The 23,584-nt window shown below is 61.7% G+C and carries 24 protein-coding genes; 20 read left to right on the top strand and 4 right to left on the bottom strand.

Annotation, left to right across the window (positions count from 1 at the left end):
* The first annotated feature begins 352 nt into the window (after positions 1–352).
* From ACILSQ_RS26045 to ACILSQ_RS26010, 8 genes are all read left to right on the top strand, one after another.
* Positions 353–2,608 carry a hypothetical protein gene (locus ACILSQ_RS26045; RefSeq protein WP_395746616.1) on the top strand — a complete coding sequence of 752 codons (2,256 nt, stop codon included), beginning with the start codon at positions 353–355 and terminating at the stop codon, positions 2,606–2,608.
* Between the two features lie 243 nt (positions 2,609–2,851).
* Positions 2,852–3,640 carry a hypothetical protein gene (locus ACILSQ_RS26040; protein WP_395746615.1) on the top strand — a complete coding sequence of 263 codons (789 nt, stop codon included), beginning with the start codon at positions 2,852–2,854 and terminating at the stop codon, positions 3,638–3,640.
* An 86-nt stretch (positions 3,641–3,726) separates the two neighbouring features.
* On the top strand, positions 3,727–4,017 hold the full coding sequence (locus ACILSQ_RS26035; protein WP_395746614.1) for a hypothetical protein: 291 nt from the start codon (positions 3,727–3,729) through the stop codon (positions 4,015–4,017).
* A gap of 4 nt (positions 4,018–4,021) precedes the next feature.
* Positions 4,022–4,159, top strand: coding sequence for a hypothetical protein (locus ACILSQ_RS26030; RefSeq protein ID WP_395746613.1), 138 nt, complete (start codon positions 4,022–4,024; stop codon positions 4,157–4,159).
* Positions 4,160–4,182: 23 nt separating this feature from the next.
* Complete coding sequence (locus ACILSQ_RS26025) at positions 4,183–5,202, top strand: hypothetical protein (RefSeq protein ID WP_395746612.1); 1,020 nt, start codon at positions 4,183–4,185, stop codon at positions 5,200–5,202.
* Between the two features lie 141 nt (positions 5,203–5,343).
* Complete coding sequence (locus ACILSQ_RS26020; protein ID WP_395746611.1) at positions 5,344–5,550, top strand: hypothetical protein; 207 nt, start codon at positions 5,344–5,346, stop codon at positions 5,548–5,550.
* Positions 5,551–5,621: 71 nt separating this feature from the next.
* Positions 5,622–6,074, top strand: a complete 453-nt coding sequence (locus ACILSQ_RS26015) for a hypothetical protein (RefSeq protein ID WP_395746610.1) — start codon at positions 5,622–5,624, stop codon at positions 6,072–6,074.
* Between the two features lie 163 nt (positions 6,075–6,237).
* Positions 6,238–7,485, top strand: a complete 1,248-nt coding sequence (locus tag ACILSQ_RS26010; protein WP_395746609.1) for a hypothetical protein — start codon at positions 6,238–6,240, stop codon at positions 7,483–7,485.
* On the opposite strand, the gene ACILSQ_RS26005 is transcribed toward ACILSQ_RS26010, so the two are convergent.
* The gene (locus ACILSQ_RS26005) at positions 7,480–7,632 is read right to left on the bottom strand and encodes a hypothetical protein (protein WP_395746608.1); all 153 of its coding nucleotides are present in this window, start codon (positions 7,630–7,632) and stop codon (positions 7,480–7,482) included. The genes ACILSQ_RS26010 and ACILSQ_RS26005 overlap by 6 nt on opposite strands.
* Positions 7,633–7,964: 332 nt before the next feature.
* On the opposite strand from ACILSQ_RS26005, the gene ACILSQ_RS26000 reads away from it, so the two are divergent.
* From ACILSQ_RS26000 to ACILSQ_RS25970, 7 genes are all read left to right on the top strand, one after another.
* Positions 7,965–8,210, top strand: a complete 246-nt coding sequence (locus ACILSQ_RS26000) for a hypothetical protein (RefSeq protein WP_395746607.1) — start codon at positions 7,965–7,967, stop codon at positions 8,208–8,210.
* A complete protein-coding gene (locus ACILSQ_RS25995) occupies positions 8,207–8,890 on the top strand; it encodes a hypothetical protein (RefSeq protein ID WP_395746606.1) in 684 nt (227 codons plus the stop codon). Before ACILSQ_RS26000 ends, ACILSQ_RS25995 begins: the two co-directional genes overlap by 4 nt.
* 108 nt (positions 8,891–8,998) lie before the next feature.
* Positions 8,999–9,268, top strand: coding sequence for a hypothetical protein (locus tag ACILSQ_RS25990; protein ID WP_395746605.1), 270 nt, complete (start codon positions 8,999–9,001; stop codon positions 9,266–9,268).
* Positions 9,269–9,339: 71 nt separating this feature from the next.
* Positions 9,340–9,894: a peptidoglycan-binding protein gene (locus tag ACILSQ_RS25985; RefSeq protein WP_395746604.1), complete on the top strand. Its 555-nt coding sequence runs from the start codon at positions 9,340–9,342 to the stop codon at positions 9,892–9,894.
* A 37-nt stretch (positions 9,895–9,931) separates the two neighbouring features.
* Entirely contained in the window at positions 9,932–10,363 is a 432-nt protein-coding gene (locus ACILSQ_RS25980) for a hypothetical protein (protein ID WP_395746603.1), read from the top strand.
* A 6-nt stretch (positions 10,364–10,369) separates the two neighbouring features.
* The gene (locus ACILSQ_RS25975; RefSeq protein ID WP_395746602.1) at positions 10,370–11,185 is read left to right on the top strand and encodes a hypothetical protein; all 816 of its coding nucleotides are present in this window, start codon (positions 10,370–10,372) and stop codon (positions 11,183–11,185) included.
* Positions 11,186–12,119: 934 nt separating this feature from the next.
* The gene (locus tag ACILSQ_RS25970) at positions 12,120–13,247 is read left to right on the top strand and encodes a glycosyltransferase family 29 protein (protein ID WP_395746601.1); all 1,128 of its coding nucleotides are present in this window, start codon (positions 12,120–12,122) and stop codon (positions 13,245–13,247) included.
* 3 nt (positions 13,248–13,250) lie between these two features.
* Here the strand turns inward: ACILSQ_RS25970 and ACILSQ_RS25965 are convergent, their stop codons facing one another.
* Positions 13,251–14,393, bottom strand: a complete 1,143-nt coding sequence (locus tag ACILSQ_RS25965) for a hypothetical protein (protein WP_395746600.1) — start codon at positions 14,391–14,393, stop codon at positions 13,251–13,253.
* Between ACILSQ_RS25965 and ACILSQ_RS25960 the strand changes: the two genes are divergently transcribed.
* Complete coding sequence (locus tag ACILSQ_RS25960) at positions 14,392–15,813, top strand: hypothetical protein (protein WP_395746599.1); 1,422 nt, start codon at positions 14,392–14,394, stop codon at positions 15,811–15,813. The genes ACILSQ_RS25965 and ACILSQ_RS25960 overlap by 2 nt on opposite strands.
* Before the next feature lie 238 nt (positions 15,814–16,051).
* Positions 16,052–16,366, top strand: a complete 315-nt coding sequence (locus tag ACILSQ_RS25955) for a hypothetical protein (RefSeq protein WP_395746598.1) — start codon at positions 16,052–16,054, stop codon at positions 16,364–16,366.
* Positions 16,367–16,501: 135 nt separating this feature from the next.
* Here ACILSQ_RS25955 and ACILSQ_RS25950 read toward each other — a convergent pair whose 3' ends face one another.
* Positions 16,502–17,095: a hypothetical protein gene (locus ACILSQ_RS25950; RefSeq protein WP_395746597.1), complete on the bottom strand. Its 594-nt coding sequence runs from the start codon at positions 17,093–17,095 to the stop codon at positions 16,502–16,504.
* Positions 17,096–17,434: 339 nt separating this feature from the next.
* Here ACILSQ_RS25950 and ACILSQ_RS25945 point away from each other — a divergent pair, with 339 nt between their 5' ends.
* Positions 17,435–21,034, top strand: coding sequence for a tetratricopeptide repeat protein (locus ACILSQ_RS25945; protein ID WP_395746596.1), 3,600 nt, complete (start codon positions 17,435–17,437; stop codon positions 21,032–21,034).
* A gap of 103 nt (positions 21,035–21,137) precedes the next feature.
* Here the strand turns inward: ACILSQ_RS25945 and ACILSQ_RS25940 are convergent, their stop codons facing one another.
* A complete protein-coding gene (locus ACILSQ_RS25940; RefSeq protein ID WP_395746595.1) occupies positions 21,138–21,701 on the bottom strand; it encodes a hypothetical protein in 564 nt (187 codons plus the stop codon).
* Between ACILSQ_RS25940 and ACILSQ_RS25935 the strand changes: the two genes are divergently transcribed.
* Together ACILSQ_RS25935 and ACILSQ_RS25930 are read left to right on the top strand one after the other, a co-directional pair.
* Positions 21,663–22,994 carry a hypothetical protein gene (locus ACILSQ_RS25935; RefSeq protein WP_395746594.1) on the top strand — a complete coding sequence of 444 codons (1,332 nt, stop codon included), beginning with the start codon at positions 21,663–21,665 and terminating at the stop codon, positions 22,992–22,994. The genes ACILSQ_RS25940 and ACILSQ_RS25935 overlap by 39 nt on opposite strands.
* Positions 22,995–23,036: 42 nt before the next feature.
* Entirely contained in the window at positions 23,037–23,447 is a 411-nt protein-coding gene (locus ACILSQ_RS25930) for a hypothetical protein (RefSeq protein ID WP_395746593.1), read from the top strand.
* Positions 23,448–23,584 lie beyond the last annotated feature (137 nt).

Below are 23,584 nucleotides of genomic sequence, written 5' to 3'. Positions count from 1 at the left end.
GTCACCTCACGTCCCAGCAACGCACCTCAGCGCCCAGCCCAGCAGCGCAGCACAGCACAGAACCGCAAGCCCAGCCAATCGCAGTCCCACATCGCCAAGCCCCGCACCCACACCCCACCCAAGCCACCCACCCCCCCCTCAGCATCCAGCCCGCCCTTCGAAGCCTCAGCGAAGAACCGGCATCCAGCAACCGAGAACCAAGAACCAAGAACCAAGAACCAAGAACCAAGAACCAAGAACCAAGAACCGAGAACCGAGAACAACCACCAACCTTCTTCAACTTCTTCAACTTCTTCAACAACCGTCAACAACCGTCAACAACTGTAAACAACCGTCAACTCCCATCAACACCATGCCCCTCGTACCCTCACCCCACACCCTCCCCGCCACCCCCACCGCCCTCCTTCCCGCCCCGCCCGCAGGCCCGCCCAGCGTCGCCGCCGTCGCCGCGCTCCGCGCCAAGGCCGCGCTCGTACGCAAGCAGCACAAAACCCCGCTCGAAGACGCCCTCGCCGCCGATGGCGGCACACGCGCCGTACGCCTCGTCCAATGGGCCCGCACCCAGAAAGCCCAGTACGACGCCTCCCTCGTCCAGTGGCGTGCCAACCGCCTCAAATGGTCCCAGGAAGCCCAGGACATCTTCGACCACCGCGCCCGCGCCCGGCGCGACAAGCTCGACCTCGAAGACCCCGCCGGCATCTTCGAAATCGCCAACGACTCCGTCAACATCGTCGCCGCCCTCGCCGAATTCGCCGCCGCCCAGGCCGAGCAGGACATCTACGGCGGAGAACCCTGGTTCGCCGCCACCCCCGTCCAGCGCACCGACACCAAGCTCGCAGACGACATCCAGCGCCACCTCCAGTGGACCTTCCGCGACGGCCGCTACGTGGACGCCCAGTGCCTCGGCATCGACCAGGCCGTCACCCTCGGCGAATGCTTCACCAAAACCCTCTACACCACCGAGATCGACGAACACGAAGCCCACACCCCCTGCCTCCACGCCGACGGCGCCCCCGTCAAAGACCCCCACGGCAACTACATCACCACCGACGCCCAGGTCAAAAACCTGCAACAACCCCTTAAAGGAAAACTCGAGTGGAAGCACGCCTACGAAACCCGCCACACCCTCCTCCGCCAGGGCGTCGAAGCCATCCCCATCCACTACCAGGACATCACCTTCCGCGAAGACGCCCCCCACCTCGACCTCCGCCACACCAACGTCTATCTCTCCGTGGAGATGAGCACCTTCGAAGCCATGCGCCGCTTCCACCTCAGCAAAGAAGACGCCATCCGCCTCGCCCGCTGCGCCGACGCCCGCACCACCACCGACGAAGAAGCCCAGCGCGAACGCACCGCCGACGCCACCGTCACCAGCCCCCCCGCCGAAGAACCCCTCGGCGAGATCGAAGCCGAGCGCCTCCTCAACACCCGCGTCCGCCTCATCGAAGCCTACATCCGCGCAGACATCACCGGCACCGGCAAAGAAGCCCGCGTCTGCATGGTCTTCCCCCCCGCCCACGAAGACTGGATCATCTGGGCCGACTACCTCGCCAACATCTCCCCCAAGGCGGAGCTCCCCATCACCTGCGAAGTCTGGGAGCCCGTGCCGCACCGCCTCTACGGCCGCGGCTTCTTCTCCAAATACGCCTACCTCCAGACCGCCACCGACAACCTCTGGAACCAGGTGAACTTCCGCAACGAGATGCACGCCAATCCCCTCACCGCCGTGCACGAAGAAAACCTCCTCTCCGACGACGACGGCGGCCCCATCATCATCGCCCCCGGCAAAACCCTCCGCCCCAAAGCCGGCAAGATGCTGGCCGACTGCCTGGAGTTTGCCCAGCTCCCGGACGCGGACAACCGCAGCATGGAGCTCTTCCAAACCGGCATGCAGCTCGCGCAATTGCGCAGCGGCATCACCAACGCCAGCCAGGGAGATCTTTCCGCCGTGCCCGAGTCCAACACCGCCACGGGGATCAAGTCCCTCATCAGCCGCGCGGCGGTGCTGCTGAAAAAACCCATCCGCCGCCTGCGCCGCGCGAAGGGGCGCGCCTTTGCCTACGCCGTGAAACTTCACTACGCGAACTTTGACCGCGAGGAGGCTTTTGTGTGGGGAGAAGGGCACAACAAGGAGCTGGTGAAGATCTCCCCGGAGCATGTGCGGGATCTGGACATCGATGTGGTGATGCTGCTGACCCAGGAGCAGAACCAAAACAAGCTGCAGGGCGCGCAGGTGATGATGCAGCTCGAACAAGCCTACGCCGGCCTGCCAGAGACAGACAAAGCGGGCGCACGCGTAGGCGTGGTGCAGGCGCTGAAGGCGCTGGAGTTTGCCAATGCTGAAGAAATGGTGCGCAAGCCGGTGGTGACGCTGGAGAACTGCCTGCCACTGCTGCCTCCGGAGGAGGCGGAGAAGCTGAAGGCGCTGATGGCACTGCAGCAGCAGCAGCAGGAACAACAGCAGCAGCAGCCGGACACGGACGCACAGGGGGCGATGCCTGGGATGGGCGCCGGAGGCGCGCCTGCACCCGGTGGAGGCATGCCGCCAGGAGCCCAGATGCCAGGGGCTGGTATGATGGCCGGGGCCCATGCGGCGGGTGCGATGTGAAAATAAAAATAAAAAAGAAATCGCTGGCATTCTGAAAACCGGGCCCAAGCAGATATGACGTGACCAACGAAATCCAATGCTTCAGCCGGGACCGGCACCTGAGACGCCCTGGGGGAGGGACGAACAAGGGGCCGGCCCGGCGAGGCACCACGCGGCTGAAACCGCCGGAGGCGGAGTGAGGGCCAGATTTTTCAAGGACAAAGGAACCAACGAAGACAAGACCACCCAAACAAACCGAATACCATGAAGAAGCATTTTATCATATTTTTTGCCGCCGCCGCCGGCATCGCAACGACAGCCCTGGGGGCGGACAGCGTGGATGTGATGCTGCGGAAGATTTTTGGCTCCGAGCAGCCGCCGCTGGCACCACCCCTGGCGCTGACGAGCCACGCTCTGGTGGGCAAGGACAACAGCATCGCGGTTTCGGCCTGGAACGGGGCGCTGGTGTTTGAGGGAAGCACGTTTGACGGGTTTCAGACGTCGTTTGCGTTTGCGGATCCGACGGCGGACCGGAGCGTGAAGTTTGCGAATGCCTCGGGCACGGTGTTTCTCTCCACGCTGGCGACGAATGCGCCGGATGCGGCGAATGGGGTGTGGGGCGCGAGCAACGGGCTGAGCTTTGAGGGGGCGACGGCGGATGCGTATGAGACGACGGTGAGTGTGACGGACCCGACGGCGGACCGCACGATCACGATTCCGAATGGCTCCGGCACGGTGGGGCTGCAGGCGACGAGTGCGCTGACCTCAGCGACGACGATCAGCGTGACGCCGGGCTCGAGCGTGTCTGCCTACACGCTGACGCCTGCGCACACGGCGACGATCAATGCGGTGACGACGGGGGCGATCGCGGGGCGTGCGTACTACCTGGTGGTGACGACGAGCGGGAGCTCGAGCTACACGCTGACGTTTGGCACGGCCTTCAAGACGACTGGCACACTGGCGAGCGGAACGTCGAGCGGGAAGGTTTTTGTGATCCACTTCATCTTTGACGGGACGAACTTTAACGAGGTGAGCCGCACGACGGCGATGTGAGAGCTCGGCAACCCGCGCTCTGACTTCCACACCTGCCTTTTTTACCCTTCACTCTTCATTTTTCCACTCCAAACCCCACGCACGCCATGCCATCCGCACAACGACGCACTCAGCTTGATCCACAGTCCACTCCTGGAGCCCTTCAGGAGATGGTGCCGAATGATTCCTTCCGGGCGGTGACGCCTTCTGACACTCTGGCCATCAAGGGCGGGCCGGCGCGCGCGCTGTATGTGGGCGGCGCTGGGGATGTGGTGGCGGTGAATGAGAACGGCGTGGCGGTGACCTTTGCCGCGGTGCCGGCGGGGACGGTGCTGCCCATCGCGACGGCCCGTGTGAATGACACGGGGACGACGGCTACCAACATCGTGGCGCTGTGAACTTATGATCGCACTGGGACTGGCTTTGCCTCTGGCCCAAACGCCGCGTGACGGCACGCCGGGCGGCGCGGCGGATGTGTGGGAGTGGGAGGAGGGCCGGGGCATGCAGTGGGAGACGGCTCTCTTCATCAAACTGGACTGACAATTTCAAACTAGAACCTACTTATGGCTGACTTATCCATCGCCTCCGCAGCGGCACTGACGGGAGCTTCTCTGGCGGGCAATGATCTGCTTCCTGTGCTGGACGTGTCCGCAAGCGCGGGGAGCAAGGGGAGCAAGATCACGGTGACGGAGCTTTTTACGGGGCGCGCACTGGCGGGAACGACTGCGCTGGGGCTGCTGAATGGTGGAACGGGGGCGTATGACCTGACGCTGGCGCACAGCGGGACGCTGACGGCGGGGCGGACGCTCAGCTTTGACGTGAATGATGCGGCGCGAACGGTGAGTCTGGCGGGGAACCTGACGGTGCCGGCCACGGGTACCGCGGCGCTGCTGGGGGTGGCGAATGTGTTTACGGCACAACAGACCAATGCGACCGCTGGAGCTTCCGGGGCTCCGGCGTTCTTGGTAAACGGGGCGTGGCTTACGAGCACAGCCAGTGCAGTGGCGCAGGTGCTGATTCAACAGAGCGGAGCGACCACTTTCAACGGAAGCGCATCCGGCACTGGATTCGCCGTGAATTGCGGCACCGGATTCGGGGGGAATCTTCTGAATCTCCAAAAAGCAGGCATAGACCAGATGCTTGTGCGGAACGATGGCTTCGTGCGAGTCACCGGAGCTATTTGGAGCGATGGGTCGGAGATCATGGTCGCTACCAGTGGACGCCTGGGTTTCAATTTATCCACCGGGCCGAGTTTATACGGCCCGACTGGCCTGCTGGAAGTCCGCAACAACACAAATGCCAACGCTCTTTCGCTGGCGGTATATAACACCTACACATCATCGACCTCTTTCGAGAGATTTATGGTTGATTGGACGACTGCGGCGAACACCTGCCGCATTGGCACCATGAAGGGCTCGGGTGGCGGAACGGCTCGGGATTTGGCGCTGATGAGTGACGGCACCGTCCGCATGACCATCAAAGCCTCCGGCGTGATCAACATCACCGGGCTACCCACCTCCTCCTCCGGCCTGGCAACAGGTGACATCTACTCGAACTCGGGTGTGCTCACCGTCGTCCCATAATTTCTCACATGCACGCAGTCATCTTCATACCAGCATTGAGCGAGGGCCGGAGTGAGGGACCTGGGCGGGACAGCTGGGTGGCTGGAGGCTGCCCTCGCTTTCTCTGAGCTCACTTTGAATTTCTAAGCATCACGTGAACCCATGAACAAACCCGACACAGCCACACAACGCAGCATCATTGAAACGGCGATCAAGGCCATCGAGTCTGAGTGCTACTCGCTCACGCTTTCTGGCGAGGCCATGAGGACCATCGGCCTTGTGGAGAAGGCGGAGGAGGCGGCGGAGCAACTGGCGAAGTCGATGAAGCTGCATGCCTTTTACACCTCGAAACTGAATGAGCTGGCCTGAGCCGTGCGCGGCGCGCCGGGCTCCGCGGCCTCTTTCTGACATAGACAACCCAACCTGAACCCACACCACGTATGACTGTTTACATTCCATCCGGCCTGGCGGTGTCTCTGTGCGAGAGGCTGCTGGACCTGGCGCATCCGCCGGGGCCGCGCCGTGCGGCTGAGACGCAGAGGGCGTTTGCTCTGTTCACGGACGTGCATGGGGACTGCTGGCTGGAGATCGACACACGGTTCAGCATCGTGATCCATCTGGATGCGGAGCTGGGGGGCGTCTCCGGCCTGATGCGGCCGTGGCTGGATGAAGGACTGCTGCCTGAAGCGGCGCTGAGCGATCTACTGGGGCTGCTGGACGCCAGGCGCGGTCTGCGCCTGGTGGTGCACGAGGCGCTGCCGCTGAACTTCAGAGATCTGGCGAAAACGCGGGAGCAGATGATGGATGCCGGACTGCTGCCAGTGCCCGCCGAACACGGCTCTAAGCGGGACACGGAGGAGATGGTGACCCTCACTCTTCTCACTGTGCCATGAGCCCCCCTCATCATACCTGGAAACAATGACCGCCATTTCACTCAGTCTCTCCCTATGTGCGGGCGCCATGCCTTCGTCCGGACCCGTGTGGATCCTGGCAAACGGAGCCTGGAACGACTCTGGGAGCTGGCTGGACTCATCAACCTGGAACGATTAATTCACCATGTCACTCTCTACCATCAGCAACGGCGACAGCGGACTCGACGCCCGCAACAAGATCAATGCTGGGCTAGCCGCAATCGACACGGCCGCCGACAGCATCTCGTCCCTGTCCACCGCTGTCGGCGGCAAGCTGGACTCCTCCGAGAAGGGCGCGGACAGCGGCGTATGCCCACTCGATTCCTCGGCCAAGGTGCCAGACACCCACCTCCCAGCACCGGGCGCATCAACTCTTGGAGGCGTAAAGCGTAATGCCGGCAGCGCAGGGCAGTACGTGACGGGCATCGACAGCAATGGGGCGCTGACTTTTGACACGCCGGCAGGAGGCGGGGGCTCCAGCATCAATCTGGGCTACCAAGCGTGGGTGGACAGCACAGGCAATGATTCCACTGGAGCTGTGGGTGATCCCTCCAAGCCATACCTCACCGTTCAGGCGGCATTCGCCGCAGGCGCGCCGATTCTCAACATCGGTTCGGGCACATTTGGCCCACTGACGTTGCAACCGGCCGCTGCCTACGTGTGCCTTAACGGCGTGGGGAAAGACCGCAGCACCATTTCTTCCATCGGCATCACGGGTTTTTCGGGAGGCGAAAGCATCACGGTGAGAGGCAATGGCAAAGACTCCATCACCGTGACGCAGTTTATCTTCACGATGCCGGACGGCACTGCTGGGGTCGGAGCCCCCGACAACATCACAGCGGGTGGTAACGGTGGCAGTGCGCCAGCGGCGCTTTCCGTCAACATATCTGGCATCTCCCTCACCGGTGGGGCCTTCTTCAGTCCTGGAAATGGCGGCGTAGGCGGGGACGGCTGGAGCTATACGTCAGACAGCACCACGCAGGGCGGTGTGGGCGGGGCCGGTGGCAACGGCGCAACAATCCTCATTGAGGATTGCATTGTTACTGGCGGGGTCTATGCAAATGGCGGCAACGGTGGAAACGGCGGCAACGGTGGAAACAGCCTGGATTATTCCATGTCGCCAAGCAGCGGTGGCGACGGTGGCGCTGGAGGTTTGGGCGGAACGATCACCTTCGTAAGGTCAAGTGTTGACGTGGCGCGCTGTGCTTTGGGCTCCGCAGGGAGCGGCGGCACGGCCGGATACGGCTCTGGCGGCGCGAGTCCAGGCAACAATGGAACAGATGGTTCCCCCGGTTCCATCGGCGGGACGTGGAGCCATTGTGGCAGCGCGGGTGGTGACGGTGAGAGCCTGCCATTCCGCTTCTCCAGTTTGAATGACGCCTGGATTTCATAACTCAACCTCAACCCACACCTCAATACCTATCATGCAATTCGAATTCAACGTCAGCCGCGTGCGCAACAATGAAGACATCACCGGCACCGTGAAAACGCAGACGGTGAGCTTCACGCTCTCACCACAAACGCCGGTGAACGCTGGCATGCGCCTGGATTTTCTGGCGCGGTGTCCGTCCAGGGCGGCAACGGTAGCAATGGCGGGGATGGCGGAGACGCCGGGACGGCAGGCAGCATCACGATGCGCAATACCATCCTCGGGATGCAGCCCATTTGTTATGGAGGCGGTCCAGGCACAGGAGGGGCCGGTGGATCTGGTATCTCGAACGGCAGCTCAGGGAACAATGGCAATCTTGGCAGCGCAGGCACCCTCTATGGCGTCTTCATTGAAACGGCCTTCGCTCCTGGCGGGGGAGAGACTGCGAACTTCCACGGCTCCATGATTGGTGGCAGCTGGTGGTCATAATCACCCATTCAACAATGAACGACGGAACTCTCTTCAACACTCTCTTGCAGCAGTTTGGCTTTGCGGGGCTGCTGGTGGTGGCGGTGTATTTGATCGCGCGGAAGCTGGCGCACCAGTATGAGGCGCGGATTTCGGCTTTGGAGACGGCGAGTTCGCGCTGTGAGGCGGACCGGGTGGAGCTGAGGAGGATCATCATCGACCTGCAGACGGGGGTGATCAAGGACCTGACGGCCAAACTGATTCAGGGAGATGCGGAATGAAACGCACCTGCTACATCGCCATCAATGGGATTCGCACCTGTCCGGGAGACGCGGAGGGGTGGACGGACCGGTTTGTGACGTGGATCAACACGCGGCTGTCGGACGGGGTGGTGGCGGAGAAATTTGAGTATGCGTGCTCGGCGCTGCTGCGGCGGGTGCGCCAGCGGCAGCGGGCGGATGAGATTTCCAAAAAGGTGGGCTACTACCGGCGCGCGGGCTACCGCCTGGTGCTGGTGGGGCATAGCAACGGCTGCGACCTCATCGCGCGGGTGCTGGAGGCCTGCGGGGCGGAGATCGATGCGGCGCATCTGATTTCTCCGGCGGCGGATGAGGAGGACTTTGCGGATGCGGTCCGGGAGGGGCTGATCCGGCGCATTCACATCTACGGCAGCCGGAGTGATGGCGCGCTTCGGTTTGCGCGGGCCACGCGGCCGCTGCTGGGCTGGCTGGGGCTGGGGTACGGCTCGCTGGGGCTGCGGGGCCGGGAGTTTGCGCACCTGTTTCCGGAGGTGGCGCTGGACCATAGCGATGACTCCTGCGGGCACTCCACCTGGCTGCAGCGCGGCGCGCGTTTTGAGGCGCTGATGCAGGGGATCAAGGAGAATGATCTTCTGGATCAAACGCTACCACTTCCTACCACTTCACCATACTCTAAAAACAACAGTAAATTCGCGAGCTGACATTGCTTGCCGGACTCCAGAACGGGCTAAAGCCCGAACTACGAACGCAGAACCGGACCGGCTAAAGCCGGGACTACAATACTTAGAACAAAGAACAGAACGAACACCATGAAACAGACCAAAACCCATGCACTCATTCTCATCACGGCCGTCATTGCGGCGGTGATGGGGCTGGCCTCCTGCGCTGATCCGGCGCTGAAACTGAACACGCCTGCGGTGCGGGCGCAGATCCTGGGAGATGTGGAGAAGGACCTGCTAGCGGGCGGCGGCGCGCTGCTGATCTCCGGCGGCAGCAGCGGTGCGGCGGTGGCGGCCATCACCGCGCAGGAGCTGAAAAACCTGCCCGCGCTGCAGCAGGCGCTGCTGAGCGGGAAGTGAGCCGCTGCGTGTGCCAGGAACTCCAAGGCACGCGCCCTGAACAGAGAACAGAGAACCGGAAACTTGAACCCATGAGCGGCTTATCCGACATTTACGCTGATCAATTCGAGGCATGCGCCATCAAGGCGGAGCATGTGGAGGAGGTGCGCGCGGAGGCGGAGCGCATTCTGGCGGGCCGGGCGCGCTATGAGGCGGTGGCGGCGCATTTTGGCACCATGCCGTGGTGGGTGCCGGGCATTCTTCATTCGCTGGAGTGCGGGCTGAGCTTTCACCAGCACCTGCACAATGGCGACCCGCTGACGGCGCGCACGGTGCAGGCGCCAAAGGGCAGGCCGCGCCTGGGGCAGCCGCCCTTCTCGTGGGAGGAGTCTGCGCGCGATGCGCTGATCTGCGACGGCCTGGACAAGCTGGCTGACTGGAGCCCGGGCGCGGCGCTGGCGGCCTTTGAAAACTACAACGGCACCGGCTACCGCCGCCGCGGCGTGCCCAGCCCCTACCTGTGGAGCTTCACGGACCAGTACCGCTGCGGCAAATACACCGCGGACGGCCGGTATGATCCCCTGGCGGTGAGCCGGCAGTGCGGCTGCGCGGCGCTGCTGAAGATTCTTCTTTCATCCGAACCTTGACACCAGAAAACACGGCCCAATACCATAACCTAACATCATGACACCCACAGACACCTACATTTACCTCAAGGGCGGCCGCGGAGACGGCTTTGTGCCGCTTTGGACCGGCGAGTTTGAAGACACGCTGGTGGACGAGAAGAGCGAGCCTTACCGGAACATTTTTCAGACCACGGCGGAGAGCGACACTCCGGCCGGGCAGAACATCATTCTGGGAAACTCGGTGAAACTGACCTACCCAGGGCTGGTCAGCGGCCTGCGCAGCGTGGGATACGCGGCCACTTCAGGCACGGCGGTGACCGCGGGGATGGAGTTCACGGAGGGCACTCTGTCTGACGAGGCGGCGGGGACGCTGCCGCGGCAGTACTCGAAATCGGTGACCTGGCGCGGCTACACCAGCAGCAACGGCCTGGTGTATCACTATCGTCTGGCGGACATCCTCGGTGTCGGCTCCCAACCCCGCTCTGAATAACCAGCCATGCCTTCCATCAATGCGAATTTTGACTGGGTGGACACGCCGAACCCCACCGAGCGCGCCTTTTCCATCACGGCAAAGGAGGGCGTGCACGATGTGGTGCCGGACTTCCTGAACCAGGTGGTGCTGTGGAGCGACTGCCCGCAGTGGATCAAAAAGGCCGAGGCCGTGCCGGAGAGCCTGCAGGGCTACACGCTGGTGCACGCCGCGAAGGCGGGCTTTCAGAAGCGCAGCTTCACCTTTGGGAAAACGCGCACGCCGCTGGAGCGCAAGACGCCCTTTCATGTGGAGTGGGTGCTGCGGCCGAAGGACTGGCCCACCGTGCTGTACAAGCTCTGGTTTGAGGAGGGCAGCCTGCCGCTGACGGCGGTGGATGCGCAGGGCGCCTTCCACGAGGGGAAGCGGCTGCATGAGCGCACGAAGTTCCGCCGCGGCGCGGTGTACCCCACGTGGCACAAGATCAGCCGGTTTCTGGCGGAGCGGCCGTTTGCGAAGACGCACACGCCGGCGCCCATCACGGACAGCATCCACTATTCGTTTGATGGCATCAGCGGCGGCTTCCCTGACTGCCTGCACCCGGACTGCCGCTTTCCGCAGGTGCAGACGAGCGGGAAGGTGGTCTTTGGCGCGGGGACGCAGGGCGTGGAGATCGGCGGGGACCTGGTGGCGCAGGAGTACCCGGCCACGAACATGACGGACTGGGAGAAGCACACGATCGAGGACTCGCGCTACCAGATCAGCGGGATGTACTTCCGCCAGCTCGTGGAGGCTTATCCGCCGGTGGATGGAAGGGAGAATGTGGGGACGCCGGCGCAGTAGTGAGTGGGCAGTGGGCAGTGGGCAGTGGGCAGTGGGCAGTGGGCAGTGGGCAGTGGGCAGTGGGCAGTGGGCAGTAGTCAGTGGGCAGTAGTCAGTGGGCAGTAGTCAGTGAGCGGCATCGTTTATCTGGCATCCAGCATCCAGCATCCAGTATCTAGCATCCAGCATCTATCTCCAGTGAAGCTGCGGCGGTCGGGAGCTTTGAATTTTAAAACTTGAAACCTGAAACTTGAATCCGTTTGCCATGAAGCCTGACTATTCCGGTCCGCCTGTAGATCACTGGCTCGCCACAGAGAGGGTCGTGTCGCAGGATGGCATCCAGACCACCCACGGGATCGGGCAGAAAAACACGATCATCCGCCAGCCCGCGCAACCCTGGGTGAAGTATGACGAGGGCCTGATCAACCTGCAGGTGGCCGTGCCGCCGCCGATGATGGGGGCGATTGGGGCGCTTTGGGAGGAGTTTTTTGTGACGCTGGGTGGGGGGGCGGAGCCGACGCCGACGCCGACGCCGACACCAACACCTCCAGAATCGCCCACTGCCTCTCCACCTCTTTCTGCCACACCAACTCCGACGCCGACGCCGACGCCAACCCCAACCCCAACTCCGACACCAACACCTCCGACTTCACCCACCATCTCGCCACCACCTCCCACGCCAACTCCTACCCCAACGCCAACCCCTCCAGAGTCACCCTCCGTCCCGCCACCGCCTCCCACACCAACTCCCACCCCAACGCCAACTCCTCCAGAGTCACCCTCCGTCTCGCCACCGCCTCCCACGCCAACTCCTACCCCAACGCCAACTCCTCCAGAGTCACCCTCCGTCTCGCCACCGCCTCCCACACCAACTCCTACCCCAACGCCAACTCCTCCAGAGTCACCTTCCGTCTCGCCACCGCCTCCAACACCAACACCGACGCCGCCGCTCTAAATGAAACACAAAAATCGTCGTTCACTCGCCAAACTATTTCGTGGTCAAGGAATCGAAATTGGAGTGGCTGCAGGCCATTTTTCCGAAACCATTCTCAATGTTTCCACGTGTGAACGCCTGTGGAGCATAGATCGTTGGAATGACCATCATGATTTGACTGAATACAAAAGGGCGACCGAGCGCCTAGCTCTTGCAGGCTCTGGGAGATGCATTCCTTTGCGCATGACCTTTGAAGAAGCATTACCCCTCTTCGCAAATGAAACTCTAGACTTCATCTATATCGATGGCTACGCACATGCCGGTCAGGAAAACGGAAAAACTCTCGAACAATGGTGGCCCAAATTGAAACAGGGCGGGATATTTTCAGGACATGACTATCATCCCAAGTGGCCCAAAACTCAGAATGTTGTCGATTCATTTGCCGCCAAGCATTCCCTAAACTTATTTTTAACCTCGGACGCAAATGAAGCCAAAGCCGATGAATTTCCATCTTGGTGGATGTTCAAGGAGAAATCCTGCATACAGCAACCAACTTGGCGAGGAGGATGCCCGGTAGAAGCCAATCAAAGCATAGTTCTTGTAGGCAACGGCCCTTCGGTCATGCTTGACGGGGAAAAAGGTTCGCTCATTGATTCATTTGATCATGTTTTGCGTTTTAACACCTACGCAATCAAAGGCTTCGAGAAACACACAGGAACCAAAACAACACTGTGGAGCACATTTGGGCGTGGCAGCAAACCGCGGGACGCAAGTGAGGTTCCTCCCGCAGCAATTTATATCCATGGAGACAAGCTTAAAAACTTCGAAATCCCTGTTAAAGAAGCTTGGGGGATACCTCGACATTTCTTCGATCAAACTTTGGCAGAGTTGAAAAGCTTTTCCGTGCGAAATGACGCACCCAAAAAGGCACTATTACCATCAAGTGGCTTGGTAATTACCGCGTGGCTGCTGTCCCATGGTGTAAATGTCGTTCATTTGGTTGGATTCGATCATTTTAGCAAGCACCGCACCGGAATGCACCACTATTGGCTGCGCAAAAATTTCAGGGAACCACCGGAACATGATGGTGAAGCCGAAAGATTAATGTTCGAGCACTGGATCACCAAAGAGCGCGTTCGACACCTCTGAGCATCACGGCTCGGCGTCTTTGTTTTTAACTTTCATGTAACGGGTTCCCACTTCGCGAACGATGGTTCCCACACCATCGACAACAGTCACCTTCCACGTGTATTTCTCCATTTGGATTTCAAATCCATCATGCTTTGGCTTCCATTTGCCAAACTGCGGGCCTGAGCCGTCGTTTATCTCAAAGACTCCGTCAGGCCGCATCCAAATGTCCGCATCCTGCCGGCCGTCGCGAGTTTGGTGATAGGTCCATTCAACGGGAATCGCTTTTGGATCCACGATCTTTCCGCCCTCGATTTCTTTTCTCGCCTTCCCCAATTCGGTCACGGTCTCCAGTTTGGCACCGCCTGCAGTTTTCAGCAGGCTTTCGATGCGGGCGATACTGGACTTCTGGATGGGCGCGAGGGCCTTGGATCTTGCCTCATCATACAAAGAAAAGAGATTCGCGGCACTGGCCTCAGGCTTGAGCACAGCTTGTCCAGCGAGTTTGTCTTTGAGCTGTTTTGTCAACTCGTCCGCCCCGGCGGTGTCTCCATCCTTTACGAGCTTGCTGATGAGGGGGGTGGCGGCTTTTTCGAGGGACTGGTTGAGGCGCTCGACGGCCTGGGCGGCTTGTTTGCGGTAGTCTTTGAGGATGGCTTCGGGGGAGTCGGCGCGGGCGGAGGAGGTGGAGAAGATGGAGAGGACGGCCAGGGAAAGGGCGAGGAGGAGGTGGTGGTGTTTCATGAGCGCGTGGTTGGAGGATCGGTGTGCGCGGAAGATACGCGAGGGCGGTGGGCTGCAAGGCGAATCATGTTCAAATGAATGGCTGGCCGAGGAGAGGATTCTGAGACGCTGATGGGAGGAAGCGCGGGACCTGCGGTGCGCCTCTTGAACCACGGAATGCTCGGAATTCACGGGAATAGAGCCGGCACCTGATTTCGGCCGGTCATGTCTTCGGTGTCTTCCGTGGTCCATTTCCTGGGTGCCTCCGCCCCAGATTGTTGCGATGTTCAAGTTCTGCACCGGCTCCCAATCTCCCACCGCAGAGGTCGGAATGGCGCAGAGTTTTGATTGATGAGCTTTGGAAACCAGCGCCGAATGCAGAATACCACAAAATATCATCGAAACTGCTTGCGTTCCCCATTCACGGCCCAAGAGATTGATCATGTCCTTTCTCTTTGCCTCCTCACACCTGCCTCAACCCCGAGTTCAACGCCCTCACGATGAAGAGGAGGAGGATGAAGAGATGCTGGAGCCGGCGCGCAGCGGCATGGTGCGGGCCACCAGCCATCTGTCAGACCCGGTGCGTCCCACCAGCCGTCTGCCGGATCCGGTGCGCAAGGCCAGCAGCGAGCCCAATCCGGTGCGCAAGGCCAGCAGCGAGCCCAACCCGGTGCGCAAGGCCAGCAGCCAGCCCAACCCGGTGCGCAAGGCCAGCCCGGCGCCTCCCCGGGCAGAGGCGGACGGCCCGGCGTCCACACGCCCCGCCACGCCTGTTGGGCGCCCCCGTCTCTCTGCAGAGCTTCCTTCCTGGTTGACCGAAACGGAAGAGACTGCACACGATGAGAACGAGCCGCCGTCTGGCAGAGAGTTCGATGATGGTGATGCTCGTTCAGATGCACGTGAACCAGATGGCAGTAGGTCGTGGCATCAAACCCGCACCTCCGCCAAAGATCTTCCTTCCCCACGCTATAATGAAGATGAGGGCAAATTGCCGCCGCGCTCCAGCCGCATCGCTCGCAGTTCCAGCTTCGATGAAGCGCCGCCTGGAAGCCGCCGCAGCCCGGGGGTCCCTTCCTCCCCGCAGCAGCACCTTGACGATACCTTTCGCCCTCCTGTCGCCGGCTCACCCGCTGCCACCAGAGGCCGCAGGCCTGAAGAGCGTGACGCCCCTGGAGGGTCTTTGCCCCCGACGCCGCAGCAGCAAGCCAAGCCTGGCGGCGAGCCATCGTCACAACAGCGTCTTCAGGAATCTCAACGAGCCATTTCAGCGCTGAAAGAGCAGGTGCGTGCTTCCAATCCGCCGGCACAAGGTGGAACAGCGCCACAGCAAAATCAGACAACCGACGCTACCAAGCAAAATGCGGGCTCCACTCCACCCAAAGATGAAAGAGATCCTTTGACTATAATCTGCGAGAAATTCGCCGCCTTCCCAGTGACCGTAGAGGCTCTTAAAAAGCTGTACACACTTCCGACAGGAAAGATGATGATCGACAAACTAGCTACTGTCGCAGACAAGATTAAAGTAGGGGCGACCTTCGGAGACAAATCTTTCATCGACCAGGCAGGGGTCTTTCGAATTCGGCGAAATCTCGATGATGAGGGCATAGTGGCGCACGAACTGCAACACCTCGGCGAGATGCTCTTCAGTGACAAAAACCCCTTTTTGCAGGTGGAACATCCCGCCGATGCAAAAGCTTATCCGAATCTTGGCAACTTCGATAAAGAATTCCGCGCCATGAGAATTCAGAACCAAATTCGCCTGGAACGTGCTAGGGTTAACAAAATAAATCCCCTGTTTTTCCCACATTACTATGACGGCAGAACGAAAATCCCCATTCCTGGCAGTCTTCTCCCGAAGCAGTGAGCACCGCCCGGGCCCGCGTGCGCCTGCAGAGAGCCCTCTCCGCAAAATGATTTATGCATGGTGCTTTCTGCTGCTCAGTGGTGTTTTATGCTGCACGGGCTGCGGCGGCAGGCATGATGCTGCCCATGCGCCCGCAGACGAAAGCTCCCTCCATGGGGCGGACACTCCGGACGAGGCGGAGTTCCCTTCTGAAACGGCTTACGCGGAGCTGCTCAAAGCACCGCTGCCTCCAGGCGCCATGAAGATGAGCCTGGGAGACTTTTTGAAGCACGTGGAGGAGGAGTTTGCGAAAAAGCATCTGATGTTGCGAATCATCGCCCATCCTTCCTCTTTCAATCAACTGACGGAGGCCATGAAATCACCCTGTGAAACGTGGGTTTCACCTGAAGAACGCGCCACTGTGGACACAGAAGGGGAGCTTCTCCGGAGTATTTTAGGGCTCATTGGTCAGCATCCACAATATGATCATGCCACGGTCTTTCTGCGTTTTTTTGACGACACCTACTGTGAAAGCTTCCGGATTGGCTCCGCCGCGAAAAGGACCACCGAGTGAGGGCGCCGCCACTGGGCGTCTGCTCCTGCCGGATTGACCCGTTTACAGATCGCCCCCACTCGCGACAGCACAAAGTGCTATGAAACAGCATCAAGCCCACGAGCGGCCTCCATAGACCCACCCATACCTTTGGTTTCAATTCGCTCTCAGCGCCTTCCCCACCGCCTCCCGCGCCTTGGCGGAGTCGTTCTGGGATTCCTTCACGGCGTCGGCTTTCAGTTGCGCCTCCAGGCTCTTTAGCAGCGCGGCCACCTTCTCTTCCGGCGCGGCGGTGATGCTTTGCGCGACATCGGCGGTGCGCTGGGCGATCTCGCGGCGCAGCGCGGGGTGCGGGGTGCTGTGGGGCCAGAGTTTGAGCAGCACGGAAAGCACGGCCTGATGCTCCGCGGCGCTGAAGGCCTTGCCATAGGCAGGCACGGGAACGGTGGCGGGCCGGCCCAGCCAGCGCACGCTGAGGAGCATTTCAGGATCGTGCCCGGACCAGAGGTGGAGGGAATAGCGGAGATACGCGAGATCATCCTCCCTCATTGCGGCGGATGCTCCCGCGAGCGCGGCGCACTGCCAGGCGGGATCGCTCTTGTAGTTTCCCCAAAGCGCGAGCGTTTCGCAGGCCCACACCCGGACCTGGCTGTCGCTGCTCTGGAGCAGAGGGAGTGCCGCGGGGATGGCCAGTGGCGCTGCGGCTTCGCCCAGGCACTCAAACGCGCTCATCATGCAGAAGCTGAGCATCGCGTCTCCGTCTTTGAAGTGCCGCACCAGCGCCGGGACGACGAAGGGGGGAGCGGACAGCGGCTGAACAAGAGGAGAATCCTAGCAGGCAGCCAGACCCTCCATGAACTGGCCTTCGCTGATTCGTTTCTGCTTTAACCTCATGAAAACTCGCGGACACACAGAAGCTCCTGGAAGAAGAGAAAGGAGGCAGGCTTGCATGGCCTCCTGTGCTGTTTCCTGGGTAAAGGATTACAAAACGCCTCGGTGAATATTCCTGAATGGAAAACTCGTGACGTTCCGATCTCAGCGGTTCATCATGGCGGCCAGTCACGCACCTCAACACCGCGCCCCGCATCCATGAAGCTGCTCCCCTGCCCTGCTCTCGCCTTTGTCCTGGTCTGTTCCACCCTGTGCGGGGGTGCTGTGTGCGCGGTGGAGGGTGGCAAGGAGCAGGCTGCCAAGGCTGGCGCTGGCGCAGCCGCGGAGGCTGATGAGAAAGCCGGGGCCGCCGCGGAGGCTCTGTATGCAGCGGCGCAGTACCCCGAGGCGGAGAAGGCCGCGCTGGCGCTGGTGGCGGCGCGCACGCAGGCGCTGGGTGCGGAGAACCGGAAGACGCTGCAGGCACGCCTGCTGCTGGCGGAGACCGTGCGCATGCTGGGAAAGGCTGCGGAGTCGGAGGCGCAACTGCGCGAACTGCTGCCGGTGATGACGAAGGTCCTCGGCGCGGAAGATCGTGAAACGCTGCGCTGCCAGTCCGCGCTGCTTGTGACCCTCGCCAGCCAGGGCAAGGAAGCTGAAACCGAAAAGGAGTTCCGCAGCCTCGTGGCCACCCAGACACGGGTGCTCGGAGCTGAAGATCCCATCACTCTGCTGACACGCCGGCGTCTGGCGGAGATCTGGTACTGGATGGGAAAAAAGGCGGAGGCAGAGACGGACCTGCGCCAGAGGCTGGCCACTTACCAGCGCACGCTCGGGGCCAGGGACCGGGAGACACTGCGCTGCCAGTACCACCTCATCCGTGTGCTGGATGCGCAGAACAAGTACGCGGAAGCCGAGGAGCTTTGCCGCAGCCTGATCCCGCTGCAGACCCAGGTGCTCGGAGCCGAGCACGAAGAAACGCTGCGCTGCCAGACTTATCTCATCTCAGCCCTGTCCGACCAGCACAAGGACGCGGAGGTGGTGAAACAGTGCCGCCGCCTGATCCCGCTCCAGATCAAAGTGCTCGGCGCCGAGAGCAAAGAAACGCTGTTCAGCCAAAGCATTCTCATCAGCGCCCTGTCCGCACAGCGCCAGGATGCAGAGGCGGAGGAGGCGTGCCGGAGACTGATCCCGCTCCAGGCCAAGGTCTTCGGTGCCGAGAGCAAGGAGACGATGTTCAGCCAAAGCATCCTCATCAGCGCGCTTTCCGCACAGCACCAGGACGCAGAGGCGGAGGAGGCGTGCCGGAGCCTGATCCGGCTCCAGATCAAGGTCTCCGGCGCGGAGAGCAGGGAGACGCTGTTCACCCAGACGTCGCTCATTGATGCACTGGCTGCCCAGAACAAGAATGCGGAGGTCGAGGCGCTGTGCCGCAGTGTGATCCCGCTGCTGATCAAGGTCTTCGGAGCCGAAGCCTTTGGAACACTCCGCAGCCAGATGCATCTCATCCGCGCCCTGAATGCCCAGCACAAGGACGCGGAGGTGGCAAAGGAGTGCCGCAGCCTGCTGCCGCCGGAGCCCCCACTGTCCTCCAGCCACACCATGGATGCTGAGGCGCTGCGCCGCCTGCCGCACCTCGTCCGGGCCCTGGACGGCGGCGAAAAGGTCGCGGAGGTGGAGGAGCTGTGCCGCCTGCTGCTGCCGCTGCAGATCAAGGAGTTCGGGGCCGAGCACAAGGATACCCTGTACTACCAGACTCTGCTGCTCCGCGCCCTGATCACCCAGGGCGCGGACGCCGAGGCGGAGGAGCTGTGCCGCAGCCAGCTCCCGCTGCAGGCCAAGGTCTTTGGAGCCGAAAGCGCTGAAGCCCGGTTCTGGCAGCTTTATCTGCTGCTCGCCCTGGCCGGCCAGGACAAGAACGCCGAGGTGGAAAAGCTGTGCCGCAGCCTGCTCCCGCAGGAGATCAGGCTCTTCGGAGCCGAGAGCGCGGATGTGCTGGGCCTCCAGATCTTTCTCCTGAAGGCCCTCGATTCCCAGCGCAAGCACCCGGAGGTGGTGGAGCTGGGCCGCAGCCTGCTGCCGCTGCAGGTGAAGGTGCTCGGGGCGGAGCACAAGGACACCCTGGGCACACGCATCCTCCTGGGCCATGCCCTGGGCCAGCAGGAGAAGTGGGCGGAGGCCGAGGCGGAGTACCGCAGCCTGCTGGCGGTCCAGATCCAAGTGTCCGGCGTGGAAGGCAGAAGTGTCTTTGACACACGCACGCAGCTGGCACTCACCCTGAGCAAGCAGAAGAAATGGGCGGAGGCCGAGGCGGAATACCGCGAGGTGCTGCAGTACGCCGAGCGCGTGCTCAAGCCGGAAGAAGCCAGACACCCCAGCCTCTCCGACCTGGTCGATTTCGTCAGAGACCTGAATCGTGCGGACAAAAATGCCGAGGCTGAGGAGCTGTGCCGCCGTGTGATCGCCCTGCACGTCAAACTGCGCGGGGCTAAGAACGAGTTTACTTTGTTCCTGCGCGAAATGTACGCCGGCATCCTGAGGCAGGAGAAAAAGTTCGCCGAAGCTGAAGCGGAATACCGTGGGATGCAGCCGCTCATTGACACGGCGCATGGCGCGGAGTCCTACTCCGCCCTGAGTATGCGCGCGCACCTGGCGTTCGTGCTTGTGCAGCAGAAAAAGGACGCGGAGGCGAAGAAGGAATTGGACCAGATGCTGGACCTCGCCGCACGCACACGCATGCCGGAGGATGCATCCCCGCTGCCGGGTGTCGCGATGCACATGGAAACTCTCCGCTCGATGGACCAGGATGCCGAAGTGGAGGCGCTGCTGCGCCAGCACCTGCCCGCCTTGATCAAGACCTATGGCCAGGACAACCGTGATATCCTGGGGATGCAGGACACGCTCATCGCCGCGCTGATGGAGCTGAAGAAACATGCGGAGGCGGAAAAGGAGTGCCGGAGCCTCATCGCCACAGAGACCCGCGTGCTCGGGCCGGAGGCCAGAGAGACCCTGGAGTCCCGCTGCACGCTGGCCGGCCTGCTCACCCAGATGGACAGGGAGGCGGAGGCCGAAAAGGAATACCGCCAGGTGCTGCCACTTTATACCAGGGTGTTTGGAGCGGAGTCGGAGGACACCCTGCTGAAGCGCATGCAGCTGGCCAGCACGCTGAAAAAGCTGGAGAAGCATGCCGAGGCGGACCAGGAGCTCAGCGCGGTGCTGGACATCTCCCTGCGCGTGCGCGGCGCGGTGAACCTCTTCACCCAGAGCCAGCTCGCGCTGCTGCTGGAATGGCGGCAGAAGGAGGGCCGCGGTGCGGAGGTGACGGCGCTGCTGCGCCAGCACCTGCCCGGGCTCATCCAGACCCATGGCAGGGACAGCAGCGAGGTGCTGTACCTGCAGGAGACCACCCTCGCCGCGCTGATCACCCTTGAAAAATACGCGGAGGCGGAAAAGGAGTGCCGCGGCATCATCGCCGCGAAGACCCGCGCCTTCGGGCCGGAGGCCACGGAAACTCTGGCGTCACGCCGCGATCTGGCAGACCTGCTGGCCCAGCAGCACCGGGAGGCCGAGGCCGAAAAGGAATGCCGCCAGGTGCTGGCCATCTTTGAGCGCGCGCTCGGAGCCGAAGATCTGGAGACGCTGCAAACCTGCCACCGCCTCGCCCTCTACCTGGGCCTGCAAAAGAAGAACCCGGAAGCCCTGACCTATGCGCGGCGCGCCTACACAGGCCGGCTCAAGAAGCTGGGCAGGGACCACCCTGCCACACGGAAGTCCAATGAACTTCTGGAGAACCTGACCAGGCCGGAGACCAAGGCGTGAGGCAGTGAGGGGCCCGCCGTGCCGGAAGGCATTCTGAGGCCGCGCATTCAAATACCATCCTCTATTAGGTTTTAGCATTCCTCATTCTCCTTGCATTCCGAGTTCACGGCCCAAGGCTTCCCTCATGGGCTTCCTCTTCTCCAGCTCGCACCTTCCGGAAACCCGGGTCCGCCATCGTGAGAAGGAGGAAGACGAGGGGGTGCGGCCCCTGCCCCGCGGCGGCAGAGTCCGGGCCTTCAGCCATCTGCCGCCGCAGGCGGGCGCGCAGCGCGCAGGCAGGACGCAGGAGCCGGCTGGCATGGGCAAACTCCTCATCGATGACGCCAGCCCGCTGTTTGTGCGGAGGGTGCGCCAGGCGCTGCGCGCGGAGGCGGGGGAATCCCCCGCGGCGGCGGCGCTGCTGCGGCATGTGGCCGCGCTGCCGAACAAGATCACCGTGAAGCGCCGCAGCACGGGCCTGGCCTGCACCCGCACAGACCAGGACGGAAACGTGACCCTTTACCTCAATCCGCACGCGATGACGGGGGCCACGATCTCCCATGAACTGGGCCACGTGCTGCAGCAGGCGCACACGCACGGCGCGCTGCGGAAGCTCCGCGCGCAGGGGCGCAGGCCCACACAGGCGGACGTGGAGGCCGCGATCGACGCCGGGCGGGAGGCGCTGCACGCGGTGGTGCGCGTGAAGGATGAGCGCGACCCCGGCCCGGAGCACAAGGAGAACGAGGCCATGCGCATTTCCAACATCGTCAATGCCGAGCGCACCGCCACCGGCATGCTGAAGCTGCCTGCGGCGCGGCGCACCGGCGCGGAATTCTGGGCGCGCCAGCGGCCCCGGCAGAGCCGCGACCAGCATCAGGACAATGAGCATCCCCTGCCCCCGGGCAGCCACTATGGCGCCCATCCGCTGACCCATGTGCGGAGAATTCTGGGCTGCTCCGCCAACGCTGCCCAGGCGGGCGGGGAAGAAACCGCGCTCATACCACATTCTAGCAGAATAGAGCTTGCATCCACCATTCACGGCCCAAGCATTTCAACAATGAACCCACACTCCAAACGCCGGCCTCTCTTGTTCACCCCGCGCTCCCCCTGGGGCGGACGCCTCGAGTCCCACTCCTTCCGCAGCCACATGCGCGCGTCTGAAAACAGGGGTACGGTGCCAACCCCGAAGCCGGGTGAGTCATTCCGTCTGGCACGGCCTCAGCGGAAGGAGAACGCATCTGCTCGGGAAGGCGGGGTGGTGGGCAGCCCCCCTGCTGCCCAGGCCGGATTTGACCCCAACGCGAGGCTTTACAGGGTCACCGGTGATCCCAAAACAGGCATTGGAACCGCCACCCCGATAAACCCAAAGGACATTAATCCGAAAAATGCTCAAATCTGGATCAATGGCATGAACAATGATGTCCAGGCGGCAACAAGACTGGGCCTGGACCACACAGGCAAATCCGAATTCTACATGATCCACAACCCGACCAATGGTTTTGCTTCAGATTCGGTGGAGGCCACCGCTCAGAAGATGGGGCTGCGAACACAGGTTGCGAATTCAACACGGGATCTGCTGCGCCATTTTGATCTGCCCACGGCTAATGTAACTTCGCACAGCCAGGGGACCATGATTTTGAACAGCGCCCTGGAAGACCTGCACAAGGAGGGCAAAAACATGAAGGGAATAAACCTGAACCATCACGGCGCGGCCGCCAATTCGCTGCTCACCGCCGTGCTGGCGCATCGAATCGGGGCGAACAAGCCGAAATTTGAAGGTCATCCGCTGGACGCAGTGCACAATATCATCGGGATGAACACGCTTAATCCGCTGAGGATTGCCGGTTCATTGCTGGCAAGCCCGCTGCTGTTCAATTCAGATCCCGACAAGAGTCCGCATTCAAAACGAAACGGGCATGCTGGCAAGTTGAGCAAAATCTTTCAATCCAAGCTTTTCAACTCGCTGAATCCCACCCAGTAATGTGGGATGATACGACTGATGCGGCTCCCATGCCTTGCTCTCTTGGCCTGCCTCGGAATGGTCAGCTGCGGCTTGATTTTATGCGCCATCGACACCGACATCACCCAACAGCCACGATTTGCGCAGGTGACGGGGCGTGAGATACACACCCGGAAAAAGCTTTACCTCTTTGAGCCTGACCGAAGCGTGTCTGACAAGATGCGTCGGTTTTACTCGCTGAGTGCGGACAGGGTCTATGGCGGCCAGACACTTGTCGCGGAGGTGCCGGCAGGCCACCCGCTGAGGTTTGACAAGGTGATGAGGAGGCATGGCATGGAAGAAACCTGGGATGACATGTTTGGCACAACATCCCTCAATGGCAGGATCTATCCGCTGACGCTCTCCCTGGGAGGATCGCTTTACCCCAATGAATGGCGTCGCACTCTGACCAGCTGTTTCGACATCCGTGAATAGGGTGCCTGTGCTCTGCGGCAGGGGTGTCATGTCAGCAAAATCATGCATCCAAAACGCCGCCACCTCATCTTCACCCCGCTCAATCCCAGGCAGGAACAAATGGCGGGCGCCTAAAACCTTGAAGCCCACCGTGCAGG

It is taken from the genome of Prosthecobacter sp., from assembly GCF_044227185.1.
Classification (GTDB): domain Bacteria; phylum Verrucomicrobiota; class Verrucomicrobiia; order Verrucomicrobiales; family Verrucomicrobiaceae; genus Prosthecobacter.
This window is presented reverse-complemented; position numbering and strand designations above follow the sequence as displayed.